General features: G+C 63.8%; 17 protein-coding genes. 8 read left to right on the top strand and 9 right to left on the bottom strand.

Annotation, left to right across the window (positions count from 1 at the left end):
* Both CFY91_RS05990 and CFY91_RS05995 read left to right on the top strand, forming a co-directional pair.
* Window positions 1-1343: methyl-accepting chemotaxis protein (locus CFY91_RS05990; RefSeq protein ID WP_106408247.1), on the top strand; the 1343-nt coding region annotated here is incomplete at its 5' end.
* A 44-nt stretch (window positions 1344-1387) separates the two neighbouring features.
* Window positions 1388-2677, top strand: a complete 1290-nt coding sequence (locus CFY91_RS05995) for an MFS transporter (RefSeq protein WP_093985444.1) — start codon at window positions 1388-1390, stop codon at window positions 2675-2677.
* Here CFY91_RS05995 and dprA read toward each other — a convergent pair.
* Both dprA and CFY91_RS06005 read right to left on the bottom strand, forming a co-directional pair.
* Window positions 2610-3707, bottom strand: a complete 1098-nt coding sequence (dprA, locus tag CFY91_RS06000; protein ID WP_093985445.1) for a DNA-processing protein DprA — start codon at window positions 3705-3707, stop codon at window positions 2610-2612. The genes CFY91_RS05995 and dprA overlap by 68 nt on opposite strands.
* Window positions 3708-3767: 60 nt before the next feature.
* Window positions 3768-4793, bottom strand: coding sequence for a LysM peptidoglycan-binding domain-containing protein (locus CFY91_RS06005; RefSeq protein WP_093985446.1), 1026 nt, complete (start codon window positions 4791-4793; stop codon window positions 3768-3770).
* 132 nt (window positions 4794-4925) lie between these two features.
* Between CFY91_RS06005 and def the strand changes: the two genes are divergently transcribed.
* The 4 genes from def (at window position 4926) to trkA (ending at window position 9120) form a co-directional block, all read left to right on the top strand.
* Window positions 4926-5432 carry a peptide deformylase gene (def, locus tag CFY91_RS06010; RefSeq protein WP_093985447.1) on the top strand — a complete coding sequence of 169 codons (507 nt, stop codon included), beginning with the start codon at window positions 4926-4928 and terminating at the stop codon, window positions 5430-5432.
* A gap of 62 nt (window positions 5433-5494) precedes the next feature.
* On the top strand, window positions 5495-6427 hold the full coding sequence (fmt, locus tag CFY91_RS06015) for a methionyl-tRNA formyltransferase (protein ID WP_093985448.1): 933 nt from the start codon (window positions 5495-5497) through the stop codon (window positions 6425-6427).
* Entirely contained in the window at window positions 6424-7737 is a 1314-nt protein-coding gene (gene rsmB, locus CFY91_RS06020) for a 16S rRNA (cytosine(967)-C(5))-methyltransferase RsmB (RefSeq protein ID WP_093985449.1), read from the top strand. Before fmt ends, rsmB begins: the two co-directional genes overlap by 4 nt.
* A gap of 9 nt (window positions 7738-7746) precedes the next feature.
* Entirely contained in the window at window positions 7747-9120 is a 1374-nt protein-coding gene (trkA, locus tag CFY91_RS06025; protein ID WP_093985450.1) for a Trk system potassium transporter TrkA, read from the top strand.
* Between the two features lie 63 nt (window positions 9121-9183).
* On the opposite strand, the gene CFY91_RS06030 is transcribed toward trkA, so the two are convergent.
* Window positions 9184-9447 (bottom strand): PilZ domain-containing protein, encoded by a 264-nt coding sequence (locus CFY91_RS06030; RefSeq protein ID WP_093985451.1) that lies wholly within the window; start codon window positions 9445-9447, stop codon window positions 9184-9186.
* A gap of 63 nt (window positions 9448-9510) precedes the next feature.
* The gene (locus CFY91_RS06035) at window positions 9511-10398 is read right to left on the bottom strand and encodes a lysophospholipid acyltransferase (RefSeq protein WP_093985452.1); all 888 of its coding nucleotides are present in this window, start codon (window positions 10396-10398) and stop codon (window positions 9511-9513) included.
* A 121-nt stretch (window positions 10399-10519) separates the two neighbouring features.
* Here CFY91_RS06035 and CFY91_RS06040 point away from each other — a divergent pair, with 121 nt between their 5' ends.
* Complete coding sequence (locus tag CFY91_RS06040) at window positions 10520-12397, top strand: putative nucleotidyltransferase substrate binding domain-containing protein (protein WP_093985453.1); 1878 nt, start codon at window positions 10520-10522, stop codon at window positions 12395-12397.
* Window positions 12394-13107 carry a 3'-5' exonuclease gene (locus CFY91_RS06045; protein ID WP_093985454.1) on the top strand — a complete coding sequence of 238 codons (714 nt, stop codon included), beginning with the start codon at window positions 12394-12396 and terminating at the stop codon, window positions 13105-13107. Before CFY91_RS06040 ends, CFY91_RS06045 begins: the two co-directional genes overlap by 4 nt.
* Here the strand turns inward: CFY91_RS06045 and CFY91_RS06050 are convergent.
* The 5 genes from CFY91_RS06050 to atpG form a co-directional block, all read right to left on the bottom strand.
* Entirely contained in the window at window positions 13104-14774 is a 1671-nt protein-coding gene (locus tag CFY91_RS06050) for a BCCT family transporter (protein WP_093985455.1), read from the bottom strand. The genes CFY91_RS06045 and CFY91_RS06050 overlap by 4 nt on opposite strands.
* 178 nt (window positions 14775-14952) lie before the next feature.
* Window positions 14953-16314 carry a bifunctional UDP-N-acetylglucosamine diphosphorylase/glucosamine-1-phosphate N-acetyltransferase GlmU gene (glmU, locus tag CFY91_RS06055; protein WP_093985456.1) on the bottom strand — a complete coding sequence of 454 codons (1362 nt, stop codon included), beginning with the start codon at window positions 16312-16314 and terminating at the stop codon, window positions 14953-14955.
* Between the two features lie 105 nt (window positions 16315-16419).
* Window positions 16420-16848, bottom strand: a complete 429-nt coding sequence (locus CFY91_RS06060; protein WP_093985457.1) for a F0F1 ATP synthase subunit epsilon — start codon at window positions 16846-16848, stop codon at window positions 16420-16422.
* Between the two features lie 78 nt (window positions 16849-16926).
* Window positions 16927-18303 carry a F0F1 ATP synthase subunit beta gene (atpD, locus tag CFY91_RS06065; RefSeq protein ID WP_093985458.1) on the bottom strand — a complete coding sequence of 459 codons (1377 nt, stop codon included), beginning with the start codon at window positions 18301-18303 and terminating at the stop codon, window positions 16927-16929.
* 30 nt (window positions 18304-18333) lie between these two features.
* Window positions 18334-19200, bottom strand: a complete 867-nt coding sequence (atpG, locus tag CFY91_RS06070; protein ID WP_093985459.1) for a F0F1 ATP synthase subunit gamma — start codon at window positions 19198-19200, stop codon at window positions 18334-18336.
* Window positions 19201-19203 lie beyond the last annotated feature (3 nt).

Raw genomic sequence — 19203 nt, forward strand, 5'->3', positions numbered from 1 at the left:
AGAACGGTGATCACTACTGGGTCAGTGCCCATGTCACGCCGGTTTGCCGGCATGGCCAGGTGGTGGAATATCAATCGGTACGCCGTGCGGCCAGCGCCGAGCAGGTGGCCCGTGCCGAGGCACTTTACGCACGCCTGCGCGACGGCCAGTCACCTGCTGCGCTACGCCGGCCACGCCTCTCGCTGGCCATGCGCCTGAGTTTGCAAGCCGCACTGCTGAGCGGCAGCGCCAGCCTGCTCGGCCTGTTTTGCGGCGCACTCTCGGCGACTAGCGCGCTCCTGCTCGGTGCAGGCCTCAGCCTCGGCCTGGGGCTGTTGTTGCATCTCGCCCTGCGCCCTTTGCAGGCGCTGTTACGTGAGGCTCGCGAAGTGGCCGACAACCCGCTCAGTCAGTACCTGTACTGCCAGCGTAATGACGAATTTGGCCAGCTCGGCTTTGCCCTGCTCAGCCTGCGGGCCGAGGCGGGCTCGGTGATCGGGCGAATCGCCGATGCCACCCGCCAGTTACGTAACGAGGCCGGCGAACTGGCCGGCGCGGTGGAGTGCAGCTCACACGCAACCCTGCAACAACAAGGGGAAACCGAACAGGTAGCCAGCGCCATCAGCCAGTTGGCCGGCAGTGTGCAAGAAGTTGCTCGCCACGCCCAGCACAGCGCCTGTGCGGCCAGCGAGGCCGATGCGGAAGCCTGTGACGGGCTACAGATGGTCGAACAGACCTGCCAGCTACTCGACAAGCTGGCCGAGGAAGTGCAGCAAAGTCACCAGGTCATCGAACAGCTGGCCGAGCATAGCCACACCATCAATCAGGTGCTGGACGTAATCCAGGGTATCGCCGAGCAGACCAACCTGCTGGCGCTGAACGCCGCCATTGAAGCGGCGCGAGCCGGTGAGCAGGGTCGCGGCTTTGCCGTCGTGGCGGATGAAGTGCGCGGCCTGGCCTCGCGCACCCAGCAATCCACCGCGCAAATCAACAGCATGATTAGCCAGCTACAGGAAGGTGCCAGCCAGGCCGTGCAGACGATGCAGCGTAGTCGTAGCCAGGCCGAAGCCGCCGTGCACCAGGCCCTGCAAACGGCCAATGCCCTGCAGGGCATCAACCAGCGGGTGACCCGCATCAGCGACATGAGCTTGCAAATCGCCGCTGCCGTGGAGCAGCAGAGCGCCGTCGGCGAGGATATTCAACGCAACCTGGGCGGTATTCGCCAGGCCAGCGAAAGCAGCGTGGTCGCCAGTAGCCAAAGCCGTCACAGTGCGCGCCAGCTGGCCGATCTGGCCAGTCGCCTGCAGCTGCTGGTCGAGCAGTTCCATGGTTCAGCCCAGGGCACACGCTTGCCGCCCACCTGACAAGTCGGTAAAACGCCAGCCATCGATGCCATCTGGGCCTGGCCATGCTGGTTGCTCCCTTATCTCCCCGCCCGTCTCGGGCCACCTGGCTGTTGCTGGCTTCGCTGTACTGCGCCCAGGGTTTGCCCTCCGGCCTGGTCGCGCATGCCCTGCCCGCCCTGCTGCGCCAACAGGGCGTTGACCTGGCGCTGATCGGCCTGCTCAAGTTGCTCGCCCTGCCCTGGCTGCTCAAGGCACTGTGGGCGCCCTGGGTAGATCGCTGGCGGCATCCCCGCCTCGGCCATGCGCGCGGCTGGATCCTTCCCCTGCAAGGTAGCGTGGTGCTCTGCCTGGCGCTGCTCGCCCTGCTCGATGGGCCGCGTCTGCTGAGTGAGCAGTTCAGCCTGCTGCTGGGCCTGCTGCTGTTGATCAACCTGGCTGCCGCCACCCAGGACATCGCCACTGACGGGCTTACCGTGCGCCTGCTCAGCGAGCGCTGGCGAGGCCTGGGCAACAGTGTGCAGGTCGGCGGCTACAAGATCGGTATGCTGCTGAGTGGCAGTGGCCTGTTGCTGCTAGTCGGGCAGATGGGCTGGAACCTTGCGCTGGCCAGCCTGGCCCTGTTGCTGGCCGCGCTAACCCTGCCGGTGTGGCACTGGCAGGAACGCCCCAACCCGGCACCCGAACAGGCCGCCAGCGGTCCTGCGCTGTTGTGCCAGCACTATCGCGGCTTGCTCAGGCAACCGGGCATGGGCGCCTGGCTGGCCCTGCTGATGAGCTTCAAGCTGGGCGACTCCCTGGCCTCCCCCATGATCAAACCCATGCTGGTCGACCTGGGCTGGGGCCTCGGTGCACTGGGGCAACTGACGCTGCTCAGTAGCCTGTGCGGCATCCTCGGTGCACTGGCCGGTGGCTGGCTATATGCCCGTCTGGGCGCCTGGCGGGCCCTGCTGCTGGGTGGCGTATTGCAAGCGCTGACCTTGGCCAGTCTGGCCAGTCTGACGCAAGGTGCGGCGGATAGCCTGGTGTATAGCCTGGCACTGCTTGAGCAGGCCGCCGATGGCTTATCCAGCGTCGTGCTATTCGCCGCCATGATGCGCCAGTGCCGGAGCGCCCATGAGGGTGCGGACTTCACCCTGCAGGCCAGCCTGCAATTGCTGCTGGCCGGACTGGTCGGCGCCACGAGCGGCCTGCTGGCCAAGGCTATCGGCTACCCGGGGCTGTTCCTCACGGCCGGGCTGCTCGGTCTGCTGGCGCTGCTGTTGCTTTATCCGGCGCGCTTGCGACTCAGCGCGAACACGCCAGCCAGAGCGTCTGTTGACGCTGCACCGCACCACTCAACTCCAGTTCGGTAAGCTGCGCCAATACCTCGGACAAACTCTGCCCGCTGGCAGCTGCCAGGCTTTCACTGCTTTGTGGGGCGGCATGCAGCAAGGCCAGCAAGGGCGACTCGCTGATAGGCAGCTCAGGCAGGACCGCTGCGGCTGGTGGCTGATACTGCCAGTTGTGCAGGCTCTGCAGCAGATCATCGACACGTTCCACCAGTTGCGCCCCATCGCGAATCAACTGGTGGCAGCCCTTGGCACCCGGATGATGGATAGACCCGGGAATGGCCCAGACCTCCCGCCCCTGCTCGGCAGCCAGGCGTGCAGTAATCAGCGAGCCACTGGCCAGGCCCGCCTCGACCACCAGCACACCCAGCGACAGGCCGCTGATGATGCGGTTGCGCCGGGGGAAGTTACTGGCCTGCGGCGCACTGTCCAGTGGCAACTCGGAAACCAGTGCGCCACCCTCGGCGGCGATACGCAGCGCCAGGGCCTTGTGGCGCGGCGGATAGATCTGGCAGAGACCCGTGCCCAGCACCGCGACGGTACGCCCACCCACCTGCAAGGCTCCCTGGTGTGCCGCGCCATCGATACCCAGCGCCAGCCCGCTGGTAATGACAAAGCCGGCCGAAGCCAGACTACGGGCAAACGCCTCGGCCGTCTGCAGGCCAGGACGGCTGGCATTGCGACTGCCCACCAGAGCCAGCTGCGGACGCTCCAGCAAACCCGCATCCCCCTGCACAAAGAGCAGCGGCGGTGCATCGTCCAGCTCGGCGAGCAACGCCGGGTAGTTGTCATCATCGAACATCAGTAGCTGTTGACCGGGCTGTTCCAGCCAGACCAGCGCGGCGGCGGCCCGCTCGCGGACCTCGTCGCAACGCCGCGCCGCGGCACTGCTGGCCGGCAAGCCCAAGGCGCGCCAGGCCGACGCCGGCGCACTGAGCGCGGCACTGGCACTGTCGAAAGCGGAAAACAGTCGGCGGAAACGCTTGGGCCCGAGTTGCGGCAGGCAATGCAGGCGCAGACGCGCTTCCAGTTCGGCAGGCGAAAGGCAGGTCATGCGGATCATCCTTGATCGGCAGGCAGAATGAAAAACCCCGGCAGTGCCGGGGTCGGTGGATCAGGGGTTCTTGACCTTGTCGTTGACGCTGAGCTGTCGGTTGGCCATCAACACCAGGCCGTAGCTGAGCTTGTCATAGGTGCGGAACACCATGAGCAGGCCGGAGCGCTCGTCCGGGATCTTCACCCGGTCGCCAGCCACTACGTCACGCACGGTTTCCCCGGTCTTGTAGATGGCCAGTACGTGGCCCTCGGCCAGGCCGTCACGGGTGCCCTTGTTGATGGTCACCACATCGAACTGGCCGATCTGGTTGACGCCGCGCGGCACATCGAGGATCACCCCGTCGATGGTTTCGCTCGGCTCGCTGGGCATGAAGGTGGAGTTGATCGGCCGCTCTTCGCTGACGAACAGGCGATCACCCAGGCGAACTTCCTGGGTAGTCCGGGTTAGCTGCAGGGTAGCGATATCACCTTCGACCTCTGCCAGGTCAGCACCACCGATGTCATCGGCGTTGATGCCGAGGAACTCCTGGGTCACCGGGTCGGTATAGGTCTTGCCCTGGCGGAACAGACCGTAGGAAGGCTGCTGGTCATCGAAAGAACCGCGGGCATAAATACGATCGCCAGCGCCACTGACCACCCGCTCCTGGTTGCCCGCTACCACGTAGGGGCGCTGCGCGAACTCTTCCGCGGTGTTGATGATGCGGTTGCTGAGCAGGAAGCTGTTGATCTTCTCCAGCGGGATCGCCGGGATAGCTTCAGCCAGCGGCGTGCTGCGCACCTGCGGCGACAGCTTGATGGTGCCGCGCGATTCGCCGCGGTTGAGCACCAGGCGCGGCTGGCCATCGATATACACCAGGCTGAGCACGTCACCCGGGTAGATCAGGTGGGGGTTCTTCACTTGCGGATTGGCATGCCAGATTTCCGGCCACTTCCAGGGCTGGCTGAGGAACTTGCCGGAGATGTCCCACAGGGTGTCACCACGGACCACGGTGTAACTCTGCGGATGGCCATCCTTGAGCTGGACTGCTGCCTGGGTCAGGCCGCTGGCGGCCAGCATCAGCAGGGCGAGTAGTGATTTCCTCATGCGGTGAATCCCTTTATTATGTGGCGGACGCCTGAAAGCCGCAGAACTCGCGGCCTGAAGCCGTTTTTCAATGCTGCTCATCATCTTAGCAGCGGATTTTGACTTTATTCCACAAGTGCATCACAAACGTATATGGCGATTCTGAACATACTCGAATTCCCCGATCCCCGCCTGCGCACCATCGCCCAGCCGGTGGACGTGGTCGATGATGCCCTGCGTCAGCTGATCGACGACATGTTTGAAACCATGTACGCCGCGCCCGGTATCGGCCTGGCCGCGACCCAGGTCGACGTACACAAGCGCCTGGTGGTCATGGATCTTTCGGAAGACAAGTCCACACCGCTGGTGTTCATCAACCCGGAGTTCGAAGCGCTGACCGAGCAGATGGACCAGTATCAGGAAGGCTGCTTGTCGGTACCCGGCTTCTACGAGAACGTCGACCGTCCGCAAAAGGTCCGTATCAAAGCCCTGGATCGTGACGGCAAACCCTTTGAAATGATCGCCGACGGCCTGCTCGCGGTGTGCATCCAGCACGAATGCGACCACCTCAACGGCAAGCTGTTCGTCGACTACCTGTCGCAACTCAAGCGCGATCGCATCAAGAAGAAGCTGGAAAAACAGCATCGCCAGCGCGCCTGACCGCGACATGCCAAAGGCTTGCCACAGCAAGCCTTTTTTATTTTTACCGGACCCCGATAGCCATGCGTATTGTCTTTGCCGGCACCCCGGAATTTGCCGCCCAGCACCTCGCCGCCCTGCTCGCCGCCGGCCTGCCGGTCGTCGCCGTGTACACCCAGCCGGACCGACCCGCCGGGCGCGGTCACAAACTCATGCCCAGCGCCGTCAAACAATTGGCCTTGCAGCACGGCATCGCCGTGTACCAGCCGCAGAGCCTGCGCGATCCGCAGGCACAGGCCGAACTGGCCGCGCTCAAAGCGGATCTGCTGGTGGTGGTCGCCTACGGCCTGATCCTGCCGCAGGCCGTACTGGACATTCCGCGCCTGGGCTGCATCAACAGCCATGCCTCGCTGCTGCCGCGCTGGCGGGGTGCTGCGCCGATCCAGCGCGCCATCGAGGCCGGTGATCAGCAAAGCGGCGTGACCGTCATGCGCATGGAAGCCGGGCTGGACACCGGCCCTATGTTGCTCAAGGTCAGCACACCGATCAGCGCCACAGACACCGGCGGCAGCCTGCATGATCGCCTGGCTGAACTGGGCTCGGCGGCCGTCGTCGAGGCGGTCAGCCAGCTGGCGGCTGGGCCACTGCCCGGCGAGGCACAGGACGACAGCCTGGCCACCTACGCACACAAACTGAACAAGGACGAGGCGCGCCTCGACTGGAGCCGTCCCGCCGTCGAGCTGGAACGCCTGATCCGCGCCTTCAACCCCTGGCCACTGTGCCACAGCAGCCTCAACGGCGAGCCGCTGAAAGTCCACGCCGCACAGCTGGGCGATGGCCATGGCCAGCCCGGCAGCATCCTCGCTGCCGACAAGAGCGGCCTCTCTGTCGCCTGCGGCACAGGCGCATTGCGCCTGACCCGCCTGCAGCTACCCGGTGGCAAGCCACTGAACTTCACCGACCTGTACAACAGTCGCCGCGAGCTGTTCGCCATCGGCCAGGTGCTGGGCGCATGAACCCGCGTCTGGCGGCTGCCCGCGCCCTGGCCACGGTTCTGCAGGGCAAAGCCTCGCTGGCTAGCAGCCTACCGCCGCTGTTGGACAAGGTCGAGCCGCGCGATCGGGGCCTGGCCCAGGAGCTGGCTTTCGGCACCGCCCGCTGGCAACCGCGCCTGCAGCTGCTCGCCGAAAAACTGCTGCAAAAGCCCTTCAAGGCCGCCGACCGCGACGTCGAAGCACTGCTACTGGTCGGTCTGTATCAGCTGCTGCATACCCGTATCCCCGCGCATGCCGCCATCGGTGAGACGGTGGCCTGTGTCGACAAGCTGAAGAAATCCTCGCTCAAGGGGCTGCTCAATGGCGTGCTGCGCAATGCCCAGCGCGACCATGAGGTGCTGTTCGCCGAGCTGGACCGCGACCCGGTATTGCACACTGCACATCCGCGCTGGCTGCAGAAACGCCTGAAGGCCGACTGGCCGGAACACTGGCAGGCCATCTGCGCGGCCAATAACCAGCATCCGCCGCTGATCCTGCGCGTCAATCGTCGCCAAGCCCGCCGCGAGGCCTACCTCGCCGAACTACATAACGCCGGCATCGAGGCCGCGCCCTGTATCTTCAGCCGCGACGCTATCCGTCTGCTGCAGCCCTGCGACGTGAAGACCCTGCCGGGCTTCATGAACGGTCGGGTCAGCGTGCAGGACGAAGCCGCCCAGCTGGCCGCCGACCTGCTCGACCTGGCCCCGGGCCAGCGCGTGCTGGACGCCTGCGCCGCACCCGGCGGCAAGACCTGCCACCTGCTCGAAACCGAGCCCGGCCTACAGGAAGTCATCGCCCTGGACCTGGAGCCCAGTCGCCTGGCCCGCGTCGAGGAGAACCTCGCTCGCCTGCAGCTGCAGGCCACCCTGGTCGCCGCCGATGGCCGCGACGTGGCCGCCTGGTGGGACGGCAAGCCGTTCCAGCGCATCCTGCTCGACGCCCCCTGCTCAGCCACCGGGGTGATCCGCCGCCATCCGGATATCAAGCTGACCCGCCAGGCCGAGGATATTGCTGCGCTGGCCACCCTGCAGGGCGAACTGCTGGATGCCCTGTGGCCGACCCTGGAGGTCGGCGGCGTGCTGCTGTATGCCACCTGCTCAGTGCTGCCTCAGGAGAACCGCGACAACATCGCCGCCTTCCTGCAACGCACGCCCGGCGCGCGCGAGCTGGATATCACCGGTAGCTTCGGCCTCAAGCAGGCCCATGGCCGCCAGTTGCTGCCGCAGGCTGATGGCCACGACGGTTTCTACTATGCCAAGCTGATCAAGATTGCCGCGTCGCCTCGCGGTTAAGGAGCGCTTGTGAAGATCATCATCCTCGGTGCCGGCCAGGTCGGCGGCACGCTCGCCGAACACCTGTCCGGGGAAGCCAACGACATCACCGTGGTCGATACCGATGCCGAGCGCCTGCGCGACCTGGGCGACCGCCTGGATATCCGCACCATTGTCGGTCGCGGCTCCTTCCCCACCGTGCTGCGCCAGGCCGGTGCCGACGATGCCGACATGCTGGTAGCGGTCACCAACAGCGACGAGATCAACATGGTCGCCTGCCAGGTGGCCTATACCCTGTTCCACACCCCGACCAAAATCGCCCGGGTGCGCGAAGCCGCCTACCTGACGCGCAGCGGCCTGTTCGACAACGAGGCGATCCCGGTGGACGTACTGATCAGCCCGGAACAGGTGGTGACCAACTACATCAAGCGCCTGATCGAATACCCCGGCGCCCTGCAGGTTATCGACTTCGCCGAGGGCAAGGCGCAGTTGGTGGCGGTGCGCGCCTACTACGGCGGCCCGCTGGTCGGCCAGCAATTGCGCCAGCTGCGTGAGCACATGCCCAACGTGGATACCCGCGTGGCGGCGATCTTCCGCCGCAACCGGCCGATCATGCCGCAGGGCGATACGGTGATCGAAGCCGATGACGAGGTGTTCTTCATTGCCGCCAAGGCGCACATCCGCGCGGTGATGAGCGAGATGCGCCGCCTCGAAGACAGCTACAAACGCGTGGTCATCGCCGGCGGCGGGCATATTGGCGAGCGCCTGGCGGAAGCCATCGAAAGCCGCTACCAGGTGAAGATCATCGAGATGAATCCGGCGCGCTGCCGTTACCTGTCGGACACCCTGGACAGCACCATCGTCCTGCAGGGCAGCGCCTCGGACCGCGATCTGCTGGTCGAGGAAAATATTGCCGAAGCCGACATTTTCCTCGCTCTGACCAACGACGACGAGGCCAACATCATGTCCTCGCTGCTGGCCAAGCGCCTTGGCGCACGCAAGGTGATGAGCATCATCAACAACCCGGCCTATGTCGACCTGGTGCAGGGCGGTGAGATCGATATCGCCATCAGCCCGCAGCTGGCCACCATCGGCACCCTGCTGACCCACGTGCGCCGCGGCGACATCGTCAGCGTGCACTCACTGCGCCGTGGCGCGGCGGAAGCCATCGAGGCCATTGCCCACGGCGACGCCAAGTCCAGCCGGGTAGTCGGCCGGATGATCGAGGACATTGCCCTGCCTCCCGGCACCACCATCGGCGCGATCATCCGTGACGAGGAAGTGCTGATCGCCCACGACGATACGGTGATCGAGTCAGGCGATCATGTGATTCTCTTTCTGGTGGACAAGAAGTACATCCGCGATGCCGAGCGGCTGTTCCAGGTCGGCCTGACCTTCTTCTGAGGCAGGCCTGCGGCGGCGTGTTGCATGGCCGGGGCTGCTCTGGCACCCGGCACACCCGGCGGGTTATTCGCTCACAAAGCGCAGGCCGACGCCCAGCGGCTCGACACGCACCACTTCCATGAGCAGGATCGGCGCTTCCATCGGCAGCCCCTGCACCTGGCCACGCACCTGATCGCCCACGGCGAGCAGGCCGCTCTGTTCGAGCAGCACATAGACACCGCTGTCGGAGATATCGCGGGTCATCACCATCAGCTCACCATGCTGCGGGTGTTCGATGCGCAAACGTACCTTGAGCGGGGTACGTACGGTCTTACGCTGGTTATCCATGCCAGGCCTTTTATTCTGTGACAGGAGGCTGGGGCTGACAGTACCCGAGGCGGCAAGCGGCCATCAATACAATTTCGCGGCACCCGGCGGGCGCTTCTTGAAACGCTTCATGCTCCACATGTACTGACTGGGGCAGGCACGTACCTGGCGTTCGATACCCTGGTTGAGCGCTGCCACCGCCGCCTCGACATCCTCGCCATACAGTGCCTCTGGCGCCGCCTCGATCACTACCCGGTAACCCTTGCCGTCATCCAGGCGCAACGCATGAATGAATAGCGCCGTAGCCTTGTGCCCCTGCACCAGGGAGGGTACGAATTTGCTGGTCAGCGTTGGCACGCCAAAAAACGGTACGAACACCCCACTGGACAGGCTGGGTTCGGGGTCGGCGGCAATACCGGCCACCCCCCCCTTGCGCAGGGTCTTGATCAGATTGAGGATGCCTTCCTTGGTCGAGGGTGCCAGCTGGTTACCCAGTTGCGTACGCTGGCGCACCAGCAGTTCATCCACCGCACGCAGCTTGGGCGGACGGTAGAGAATGATTGGCTGGCACAGCGAACAGACGTATTGCAGCAGCAGTTCCCAGTTCCCCAGGTGGCTGCTCACCAGAACCACGCCCTTGCCCTCGGCCAGCGCCTGCTGGAGCAGTTCGCCTCCCTCGACCTGGCGAATCTGCTGCAGCGACTTGGCCGCCGGCCAGATCCACGCACAGGCGCTCTCCGTCAGGGTCCGGCCGATGTCACGCAGACTCTGTGCCGCCAGGCGTTCACGAGCCGCTTCGTCCAACTCGGTGAAACACTGCGCCAGGTTGATGCGTACCACCTCGCGGGAGCGATTGGGCAGCTTCCACATCAGCCAGCCAATCAAGCTGCCCACCGCCTGGGCAGCACGCCACGGCAACAGCGCAAACAAACGCAGGAAGGCCACTACCAAGGCGCCTTTGATTCTTTCCACGGCACACTCCTCACTCGGTGCAGGCCCGCATTGTAGCCGCAAGGTACGCCTGGCCGGGACAAATAGCCCACGAATGGTTAAGGTTTGCCCCTGTGCCATGCCCGCACCACGAGGCCTTGCCATGCAGATCGAGCTTCTGGAAATCCACGATCACCTGAGCCGTCATCCACCCTTCGATACGTTGCCCGAGTCGGCTCTGCAGCAGCTCGCCCAACAGGCCCAGGTCAGCTACCACAAGGCCGGCAGCCCGCTGCTGGAACTCGGTCAGCCGCTCAACGAGCTGTATTACATCCGCAGTGGCGCCGTGGAAACCTACAAGCGCAACGGTGACCTGCATAACCGCCTGGGCGAAGGCGATGTGTTCGGCCAGGCCGCCCTGCTGGGCCGCCACAAGGTACGCTTTGCCGCCCGCGCCATTGAGGACTGCCTGCTGTACTGCCTGCCCGGCGCGCTAATCGAAGCGCTTTGCGAGGAGCACGACAGCCTCGCCGAGTTCCTCGAAGCCGAAGGCCAGTCACGTCTTAAGTCCGCCGTAGAAAACCAGGGCCAGGCCAGCCAGCTGATGCAGATTCGCCTGCGCAAGCTGCTTAGTCGCGAGCCGGTCAGCGTGGCCCCGGATTGCCCGGTACAAGAGGCTGCGCAGGTAATGGTCGAGCACAGCGTATCCTCGCTGCTGGTTGTACAGGAGCAGGCCAACCAGCCCCCCGCCATGCTGGGCATTCTTACCGATCGCGATTTCCGCAGCCGGGTGCTGGCCGCCGGTTTGCCGCCCAGTACGCCAGTCAGCGCGGTGATGAGCGCTGAACCGATCAGCCTGCAAGCCGACGCCTCAGTGTTCGACGGCATGCTGTGCATGTTGCGCCACAACATCCATCACCTGCCGGTCATGCAACGCCAGCAACCACTGGGCGTGATCAACCTGGCCGATATCCTGCGCTACGAATCACGGAGCAGCCTGTACCTGGTCAACAACATCTTCAACCTGCAGTCCGTGGAAGAGCTGCAGCGCCTGGTACCCGACCTGCAGGCCACCTTCCTGCGCATGGTCAATGACCAGGCTACCGCACAGATGATCGGCCAGGCCATGAGCAGCATTGGCCGGGCCTTTTGCCAGCGCCTGCTGGAGCTGGCCGAGCAGCGCCTGGGACCGCCTCCGGTGCCCTACTGCTTCATGGTCGCCGGCTCGATGGCCCGTGACGAGCAACTGCTGGTCACCGATCAGGATAACGCCCTGGTACTCGATGACCGCTTCGACTCGGCCCTGCATGATGAGTACTTTGCCGAACTGGCCCGCCTGGTGTGCAACGGCCTGGCGGCGTGCGGTTATGCCTATTGCAAGGGCGGCATCATGGCCAGCAATCGCCAGTGGCGACAGCCGCTGCATGTCTGGCAAGGCTATTTTCGCCAGTGGATCGAACATCCCGAGCCGCGGGCACTGCTCAACAGCTGCATTTTCTTTGATCTGGATGCCGTTTACGGGCAGCACGAACTGGCCGCGCAGCTCCAGGAACAGCTCGCCGAACAGGCCAGTCGCACCCCGCACTTTCTCGCCAGCATGGCGCGCAACGCCCTCAACCGCACCCCGCCACTGGGCTTCTTCCGTACCTTCGTGATGGAGAAGGATGGTCGGCAGAAAAACATCATCAACCTCAAGGGCCGCGGCACCGCGCCGCTGACCGACCTGATACGTGTACATGCGCTGGCCTGTGGCAGCACCGCGCAGAACAGCCTGGCTCGCCTGGAAGCCCTTGCCCAGGCCCAATGGCTGCAACCCCAGGTCCTTGAGCAACTACGCTATGCCTTTGAGTTTCTCTCGCTGGTGCGGATCCGCCATCAGGCGCGGGCACTGGAAGCCGGCCAGCCACCAGACAACTACATCGAGCCGGAACACATCAGTGCCCATGAGCGACATAACCTCAAGGAGGCCTTTCAGGTGATCAGCCATGCGCAGAAATTCCTGCGCTTCCGCTACCCCAGCGTACCCATGCGCGGCCTATGAACCTGCATCCCGGCAAGTTGGGCTGGCCGGCCTTCTATGCGTTGCAGGCCCGCACCTGCCGGAATCCGGCCTTGCGCGCCTATTATCAGGCCGGCTGCCCGGCGGCCGAACTGGCCATCGGCGCAGCGCCGCTGCTGGCTCTCGACGTGGAAACCACCGGGCTGGATGCCCAGCGCGATGCCATCGTCAGCCTCGGCCTGATTCCCTTCGATCTGCAACGCATCCGCTGCAGCGAGGCACGCTACTGGGTCGTCAATCCGCAACGCGAGCTGCCGGAGCGCTCGGTCACCATCCACCGCATTACCCACTCGCAGATCCACCAGGCACCGCCTTTCGCGGCTATCGCCGAAGAGCTGCTGGAGGCTCTGCGGGGTCGCCTGGTGGTTGTCCACTATCGCACCATCGAACGCCTGTTCCTGCACAAGGCGGTACGCCAGGCACTGGGCGAGAGCCTGAGCCTGCCGATGATCGATACCATGCAGCTGGAGGCCAGTCTGCAACGCCGGCAGCACCCGCCAGGCTGGCTTGACCGCCTGTTCGGCCGGCGCCCCGTCTCAGTGCGCCTTGCCGATAGCCGCCGGCGCTACAACCTGCCCGCCTACCAGGCACACCATGCGCTGAGTGATGCGCTGGCCTGTGCCGAGCTGCTCCAGGCGCAGATCGCCCATCACTACAGCCCGCACACGCCACTGCGCCAACTCTGGTACTAGCCACGCGGCTCGCTGGCCAGGCCCTTGACGATCGCCACGCAGCCTACCAGCAGCACCAGGGTGAACGGCAGGCCAGTGGACACCGCCATGGCCTGCAAGGCATTGAGACCGCCTCCCAGCAGCAGGGCAATGGCGATCAGGCCGATCATCAATACCCAGAACACCCGCTGGGCGAGTGGCGCATTGACCTTGCCACCGGCCGTGATGGTATCGATGACCAAGGCCCCGGAGTCCGCTGAAGTAATGAAGAACACCAGTACCAGGACAATACCCAGCAGGGATGTCAGGGCCTGCCAGGGTAGTTCGCCGAGCATGACAAACAACTTCAGCTCAAGGGCCGCCTGTTGCACGCCCGGGAAGCCCTCGACCAGCCACTGGTGCAGGGCCGTGCCACCAAAGGCACTCATCCACAGCACCGAGACCAGCGTCGGCACCAGCAACACCGCGACCAAGAATTCGCGTACCGTGCGGCCGCGACTGACCCGCGCAATGAACATGCCGACAAATGGCGACCAACTGATCCACCAGGCCCAGTAGAACGCCGTCCAACCCTGGCTGAAGTTCAGATCCTCCCGGCCCAGCGGGTTGGCCAGCGCCGGCAGGTAGTGCAGGTAGGCCAGCAAATTATCGATAAAGCCGCTGGTAATCAGCAGGGTTGGCCCGGCGATGATCACAAACAGCAAGAGCAACACTGCCAGCCCCATGTTCAGTTGTGACAGGCGCTGTACTCCACGATCCAGGCCGGCTACCACTGACAGCAGGGCGATCCCGGTAATGCTGAGGATCAGCAAGACCTTGCTGGTATCGCCCACCCCCCAGCCAAACAGGCGGTCAAGCCCGGCCAGGGCCTGCTCGGCACCAATCCCCAGCGACGTCGCCAGGCCGAACAACGTGGCAAATACCGCGAGGATATCCAGCAGATGTCCCGGCCAGCCCCAGACCCGCTCACCCAACAGCGGGTAAAAGATCGAGCGGATCGACAACGGCAGGCCCTTGTTGAAGGAAAACAGCGCCAGAGCCAGGGCCACGATGGCATAAATGGCCCAGGGATGTAGCCCCCAGTGGAAGATGGTTGCCGCCATGCCCAGGCGCACGGCTTCTGCAGGATTAGCGGCGGCCGCCCCCAGCGGCGCCCAATCGCCACGCAGGCCATTGTCCTGCAGTTGCGTCCCGCCCAGGGCGGCACTGGCATGTGACATGGGCTCGGCCACGCCATAGAACATCAGGCCAATGCCCATGCCGGCAGCAAACAGCATGGAAAACCAGCCCAGGTAAGTGTAATCCGGCTGGGCCTGCACGCCGCCCAGACGCACGCGGCCCAGTGGCGAAATGATCAGCCCCAGGCAGAGCAGCACAAACAGATTGCCAGCACTCAGGAAGAACCAGGCCAGCTGGCTGGTCAGGGTATCGCGCAGGGCACTGAACAGCGGTGCAACCTGATTCTGCAAGGCCAGGGTAAGCAGCAGAAAGAGCAGGACGCTCAGCGCAGAAATGCTGAAAACCTTGCCATGGATATCGAGGGCGATGGAGATACGCCCCTGGATGTTGTCCTGGCCGACTACATAGTCGGTGTCGATCAGATTGGCAGCCCCGGTCGGGGCGGGAATACCGTCGGCAGTGACGGTGGCGGCGTTGAATGTCGTGTCCGACGTAGGGTGTTGGCCCATAGGGTTGCTCCTGTAACGTTGGCACGCGTAAAGCGCACAGCGGGCAGTAGCGCCCGAACGAAAGGTCGCCTGATAGCGGCGACCTATTACAGGGTAACAAATGATTGCTTTTTTTTGGGATTGGCGCGATCAGCTGTGCACCACCCGACACGCAGCCAGGTAGTTCACAGGTGAAGATTCAGCGCTGCTTCTGCGGACGTTTCCAGCTTTCGATGACCCGCTGCCGGGCACGCGCTACCGCCAGACCTTGCTCGGGCACATCACTGGTCACCACCGAACCGGCTCCGGTGGTTGCACCGTCACCCAGGCTGATCGGCGCGACCAGCGCGGTATTCGAACCAATGAACACATCCTCGCCCATCACCGTACGGTGCTTGTTGGCGCCATCGTAGTTGCAGGTGATGGTGCCGGCGCCAATGTTGCTACGTGCGCCGACCTCGGCATCGCCCAGGTAGCTGAGGTGGCCGGCCTTGGCGCCTGCGCCGAGCACGGCATTCTTCAACTCGACGAAGTTACCGACATGCGCACCCGCACCCAGCCGGCTGCCCGGCCGCAAGCGGGCGAACGGCCCGCAGTCGGCGCCCTCACCCAGCTCGGCACCGTCCAGATGACTGTTGGCTTTGACCTGTGCCCCGCGGCGCAGAATGGAGTCCTTGATCACGCAGTTGGCACCGATCTGTACCCCATCCTCGATAAGCACCTTGCCTTCGAGGATTACGTTGACATCGATGAGCACATCGCGCCCGGCCTGCACCTCGCCACGCACATCGAAACGCGCCGGATCGCGCAGCGTCACGCCCTGCGCCATCAACTGGCGCGCCGCACGCAACTGGTAGTAGCGCTCCAGCTGGGCCAGCTGCAAGCGGTCGTTGGCCCCCAGTACTTCCATTTCCTCGGCCGCGGTTTCCGTGGCCACGCGCAGGCCATCGGCAACCGCCATGGCAATCACATCGGTCAGGTAGTACTCGCCCTGGGCATTGCTGTTGGACAGGCGACCCAGCCACTCACCCAGACGCTTGCCCGGTACGGCGAGGATGCCAGTATTACCTTCGCGAATCGCCCGCTGCGCCTCGCTGGCGTCCTTGTGCTCGACAATCGCCTGCACCTCACCCGCCGCATCGCGAATGATCCGCCCATAGCCGCTCGGATCGGCCAGCTGCACGGTAAGCAGGCCCAGTTGCTGCTCGTTGACCTGCTGCAGCAGCGCCGCGAGGGTTTCCACACGGGTCAGCGGCACGTCGCCGTAGAGGATCAGCACCTTGTCGGCGTCCACCTGGGGCATCGCCTGGGCCACCGCATGGCCGGTACCGAGCTGCTCGGCCTGCAGCACGAAATGGATATCCTCGGCCGCCAGGCGCTGGCGTACCTGCTCGGCGCCGTGGCCAATCACCACATGGATCTTGCGCGGTGCCAAAGCGCGCGCCGTATCGATGACATGCCCCAGCATGGACTTGCCCGCCACCTCATGCAGTACCTTGGGCAATGCCGAGCGCATGCGGGTACCTTGTCCGGCGGCGAGAATGACGATATCCAGCGACATCAGGGCTACTCCTAGAATCGGCCCCGGCAAACACACCCGGGCGTAGAAAAAGAAAAAGGGTAGCCAAGGCTACCCTTTTACCGTATCGCGCTGAAGAGCCCTGGCTTAGCCGTGGCCGAACTTCTTGCGCAGTTGCTGCACGGTACGCAGCTGGGCCGCTGCTTCGGCCAGACGCGCTGCCGCAGAGCCGTAGTCGAACTCGGCACCCTTCTCGTGCAGAGCCTTTTCCGCGGCCTTGACCGCTTCCTGGGCTGCTGCTTCGTCGAGGTCCTTGGCGCGCGTGGCGGTATCGGCCAGCACCTTCACCATGTTCGGCTGCACTTCGATGAAGCCGCCGGAGATGTAGAAGATGTCTTCCTCGCCACCCTGCTTGATCACACGCACCGGACCGGGCTTGAGATCGGTCAGCAGCGGCGCGTGCCCCGGGAGAATACCCAGGTCGCCAAGGTGCCCGTGGGCGATGACCATTTCCACCAGCCCCGAGAACAGCTCTTCTTCCGCACTGACGATGTCGCAATGGACTGTCATAGCCATGATTTTGCCTCGGTTATCAGGTCGAACGGCGGGCCAGCCCGCCGTCCGCTCGAGCGCCCGTTACCGGGCGCACGCCAGTTACAGTTTCTTGGCTTTCTCGATGGCTTCGTCGATACCGCCAACCATGTAGAACGCTTGTTCCGGCAGGTGGTCGTAGTCGCCATTGAGGATGCCGGAGAAACCACGGATGGTTTCCTTCAGCGAAACGTACTTGCCCGGCGAACCGGTGAAGACCTCGGCCACGAAGAACGGCTGCGACAGGAAGCGCTGGATCTTACGCGCACGGGATACCAGCTGCTTGTCCGCTTCGGACAGTTCGTCCATACCGAGGATGGCGATGATGTCCTTCAGTTCCTTGTAGCGCTGCAACACGTACTGCACACCGCGTGCGGTGTCGTAGTGCTCCTGGCCAATCACCAGCGGGTCCAGCTGACGGCTGGTGGAGTCCAGCGGGTCAACGGCCGGGTAGATACCCAGGGAAGCGATGTCACGCGACAGTACGACGGTGGCGTCCAAGTGGGCGAAGGTGGTCGCCGGGCTCGGGTCGGTGAGGTCGTCCGCAGGTACGTAAACGGCCTGGATCGAGGTGATCGAACCGGTCTTGGTGGAGGTGATGCGTTCCTGCAGAACGCCCATCTCTTCGGCCAGGGTCGGCTGGTAACCTACTGCCGACGGCATACGGCCGAGCAGTGCGGATACTTCGGTACCGGCCAGGGTGTAACGATAGATGTTGTCGACGAACAGCAGTACGTCACGACCTTCGTCACGGAACTTCTCAGCCATGGTCAGGCCGGTCAGCGCCACGCGCAGACGGTTGCCCGGCGGCTCGTTCATCTGGCCGTAAACCAGGGCTACCTTGTCGAGAACGTTGGAGTCCTTCATCTCGTGGTAGAAGTCGTTACCCTCACGAGTACGCTCACCCACGCCGGCGAACACGGAGTAACCGCTGTGCTCGATGGCGATGTTACGGATCAGTTCCATCATGTTTACGGTCTTGCCGACACCGGCACCACCGAACAGACCGACCTTACCCCCCTTGGCGAACGGGCAAACCAGGTCGATTACCTTGATACCGGTTTCCAGCAACTCGTTGCCACCCGCCTGGTCGGCGTAGGACGGCGCCGCGCGGTGGATTTCCCACTGCTCTTCTTCGCCAATCGGACCGGCTTCGTCGATCGGGTTACCCAGCACGTCCATGATCCGGCCCAGGGTCGCTTTACCGACCGGTACGGAGATGGCCTTGCCGGTGTTGGTCACATCCAGGCCACGCTTGAGGCCTTCGGTGCTGCCCATGGCAATCGAGCGAACCACGCCGTCACCCAGCTGCTGCTGGACTTCCAGGGTGGTTTCCGCGCCGACTACTTTCAGCGCGTCATAGACATTCGGCACGGCATCGCGCGGGAATTCCACGTCGATTACGGCGCCGATGATTTGAACGATACGTCCGCTACTCATCTTAGGTTCCTCTGAATATTTGAACCGTTCTTAAACCGCGGCAGCGCCGCCGACGATTTCCGAAATTTCCTGGGTGATCGCCGCCTGACGGGCCTTGTTGTAGACCAGTTGCAGGTCGCTGATGAGCTCACCGGCGTTGTCGGTGGCGTTCTTCATCGCGATCATCCGTGCGGCCTGCTCGGCTGCACAGTTCTCTACCACGCCCTGATACACCTGGGACTCGATGAAACGAACCAGCAGAGCATCCAGCAGTTGCTGGGCATCCGGCTCGTACAGGTAGTCCCACTTGCCCTTGCGTGCGTCCGCTTCTTCCTCGTTGGAGGCCAGCGGCAGCAGCTGATCGAGGGTCGGCTTCTGGGTCATGGTGTTGATGAACTTGTTCGACACCAGGTACAGACGATCCAAACGTCCTTCGTTGAAGGCATCCAGCATCACCTTGACGCTGCCGATCAGGTCATTGATCGACGGCTCTTCACCGATGTTGCCGACTGCCGCCACGACGTTACCGCCGTAGCTACGGAAGAAGCTGGCACCCTTGTTACCGATCACGCACAGGTCGGCTTCAACGCCGCTGTCGTGCCACTCTTTCATGTTCTTGATCAGGGCTTTGAACAGGTTGATGTTCAAGCCACCGCACAGACCACGATCCGAGGAGACGACGATGTAACCCACGCGCTTGACCGGGCGATCGACCATGTATGCATGGCGGTATTCCGGGTTGGCATTGGACAGATGACCAATTACCTGACGGATCCGCTCAGCATAGGGGCGGCTGGCAGCCATGCGCTGTTGGGCCTTGCGCATCTTGCTGACCGCCACTTTTTCCATGGCGCTGGTGATCTTCTGCGTGCTTTTGATGCTCGCAATCTTGCTGCGAATCTCTTTTGCGCCTGCCATTTG

This window comes from Pseudomonas fluvialis, from assembly GCF_002234375.1.
Lineage (GTDB): Bacteria > Pseudomonadota > Gammaproteobacteria > Pseudomonadales > Pseudomonadaceae > Aquipseudomonas > Aquipseudomonas fluvialis.

Coding starts and splice junctions, on each gene's coding strand:
- CFY91_RS05995 (WP_093985444.1), top strand. CDS start 1,388: ATGCTGGTTGCTCCCTTATCTCCCCGCCCGTCTCGGGCCACCTGGCTG.
- dprA (WP_093985445.1), bottom strand. CDS start 3,707: ATGACCTGCCTTTCGCCTGCCGAACTGGAAGCGCGTCTGCGCCTGCAT.
- CFY91_RS06005 (WP_093985446.1), bottom strand. CDS start 4,793: ATGAGGAAATCACTACTCGCCCTGCTGATGCTGGCCGCCAGCGGCCTG.
- def (WP_093985447.1), top strand. CDS start 4,926: ATGGCGATTCTGAACATACTCGAATTCCCCGATCCCCGCCTGCGCACC.
- fmt (WP_093985448.1), top strand. CDS start 5,495: ATGCGTATTGTCTTTGCCGGCACCCCGGAATTTGCCGCCCAGCACCTC.
- rsmB (WP_093985449.1), top strand. CDS start 6,424: ATGAACCCGCGTCTGGCGGCTGCCCGCGCCCTGGCCACGGTTCTGCAG.
- CFY91_RS06030 (WP_093985451.1), bottom strand. CDS start 9,447: ATGGATAACCAGCGTAAGACCGTACGTACCCCGCTCAAGGTACGTTTG.
- CFY91_RS06040 (WP_093985453.1), top strand. CDS start 10,520: ATGCAGATCGAGCTTCTGGAAATCCACGATCACCTGAGCCGTCATCCA.
- CFY91_RS06045 (WP_093985454.1), top strand. CDS start 12,394: ATGAACCTGCATCCCGGCAAGTTGGGCTGGCCGGCCTTCTATGCGTTG.
- CFY91_RS06050 (WP_093985455.1), bottom strand. CDS start 14,774: ATGGGCCAACACCCTACGTCGGACACGACATTCAACGCCGCCACCGTC.
- glmU (WP_093985456.1), bottom strand. CDS start 16,314: ATGTCGCTGGATATCGTCATTCTCGCCGCCGGACAAGGTACCCGCATG.
- CFY91_RS06060 (WP_093985457.1), bottom strand. CDS start 16,848: ATGGCTATGACAGTCCATTGCGACATCGTCAGTGCGGAAGAAGAGCTG.
- atpD (WP_093985458.1), bottom strand. CDS start 18,303: ATGAGTAGCGGACGTATCGTTCAAATCATCGGCGCCGTAATCGACGTG.
- atpG (WP_093985459.1), bottom strand. CDS start 19,200: ATGGCAGGCGCAAAAGAGATTCGCAGCAAGATTGCGAGCATCAAAAGC.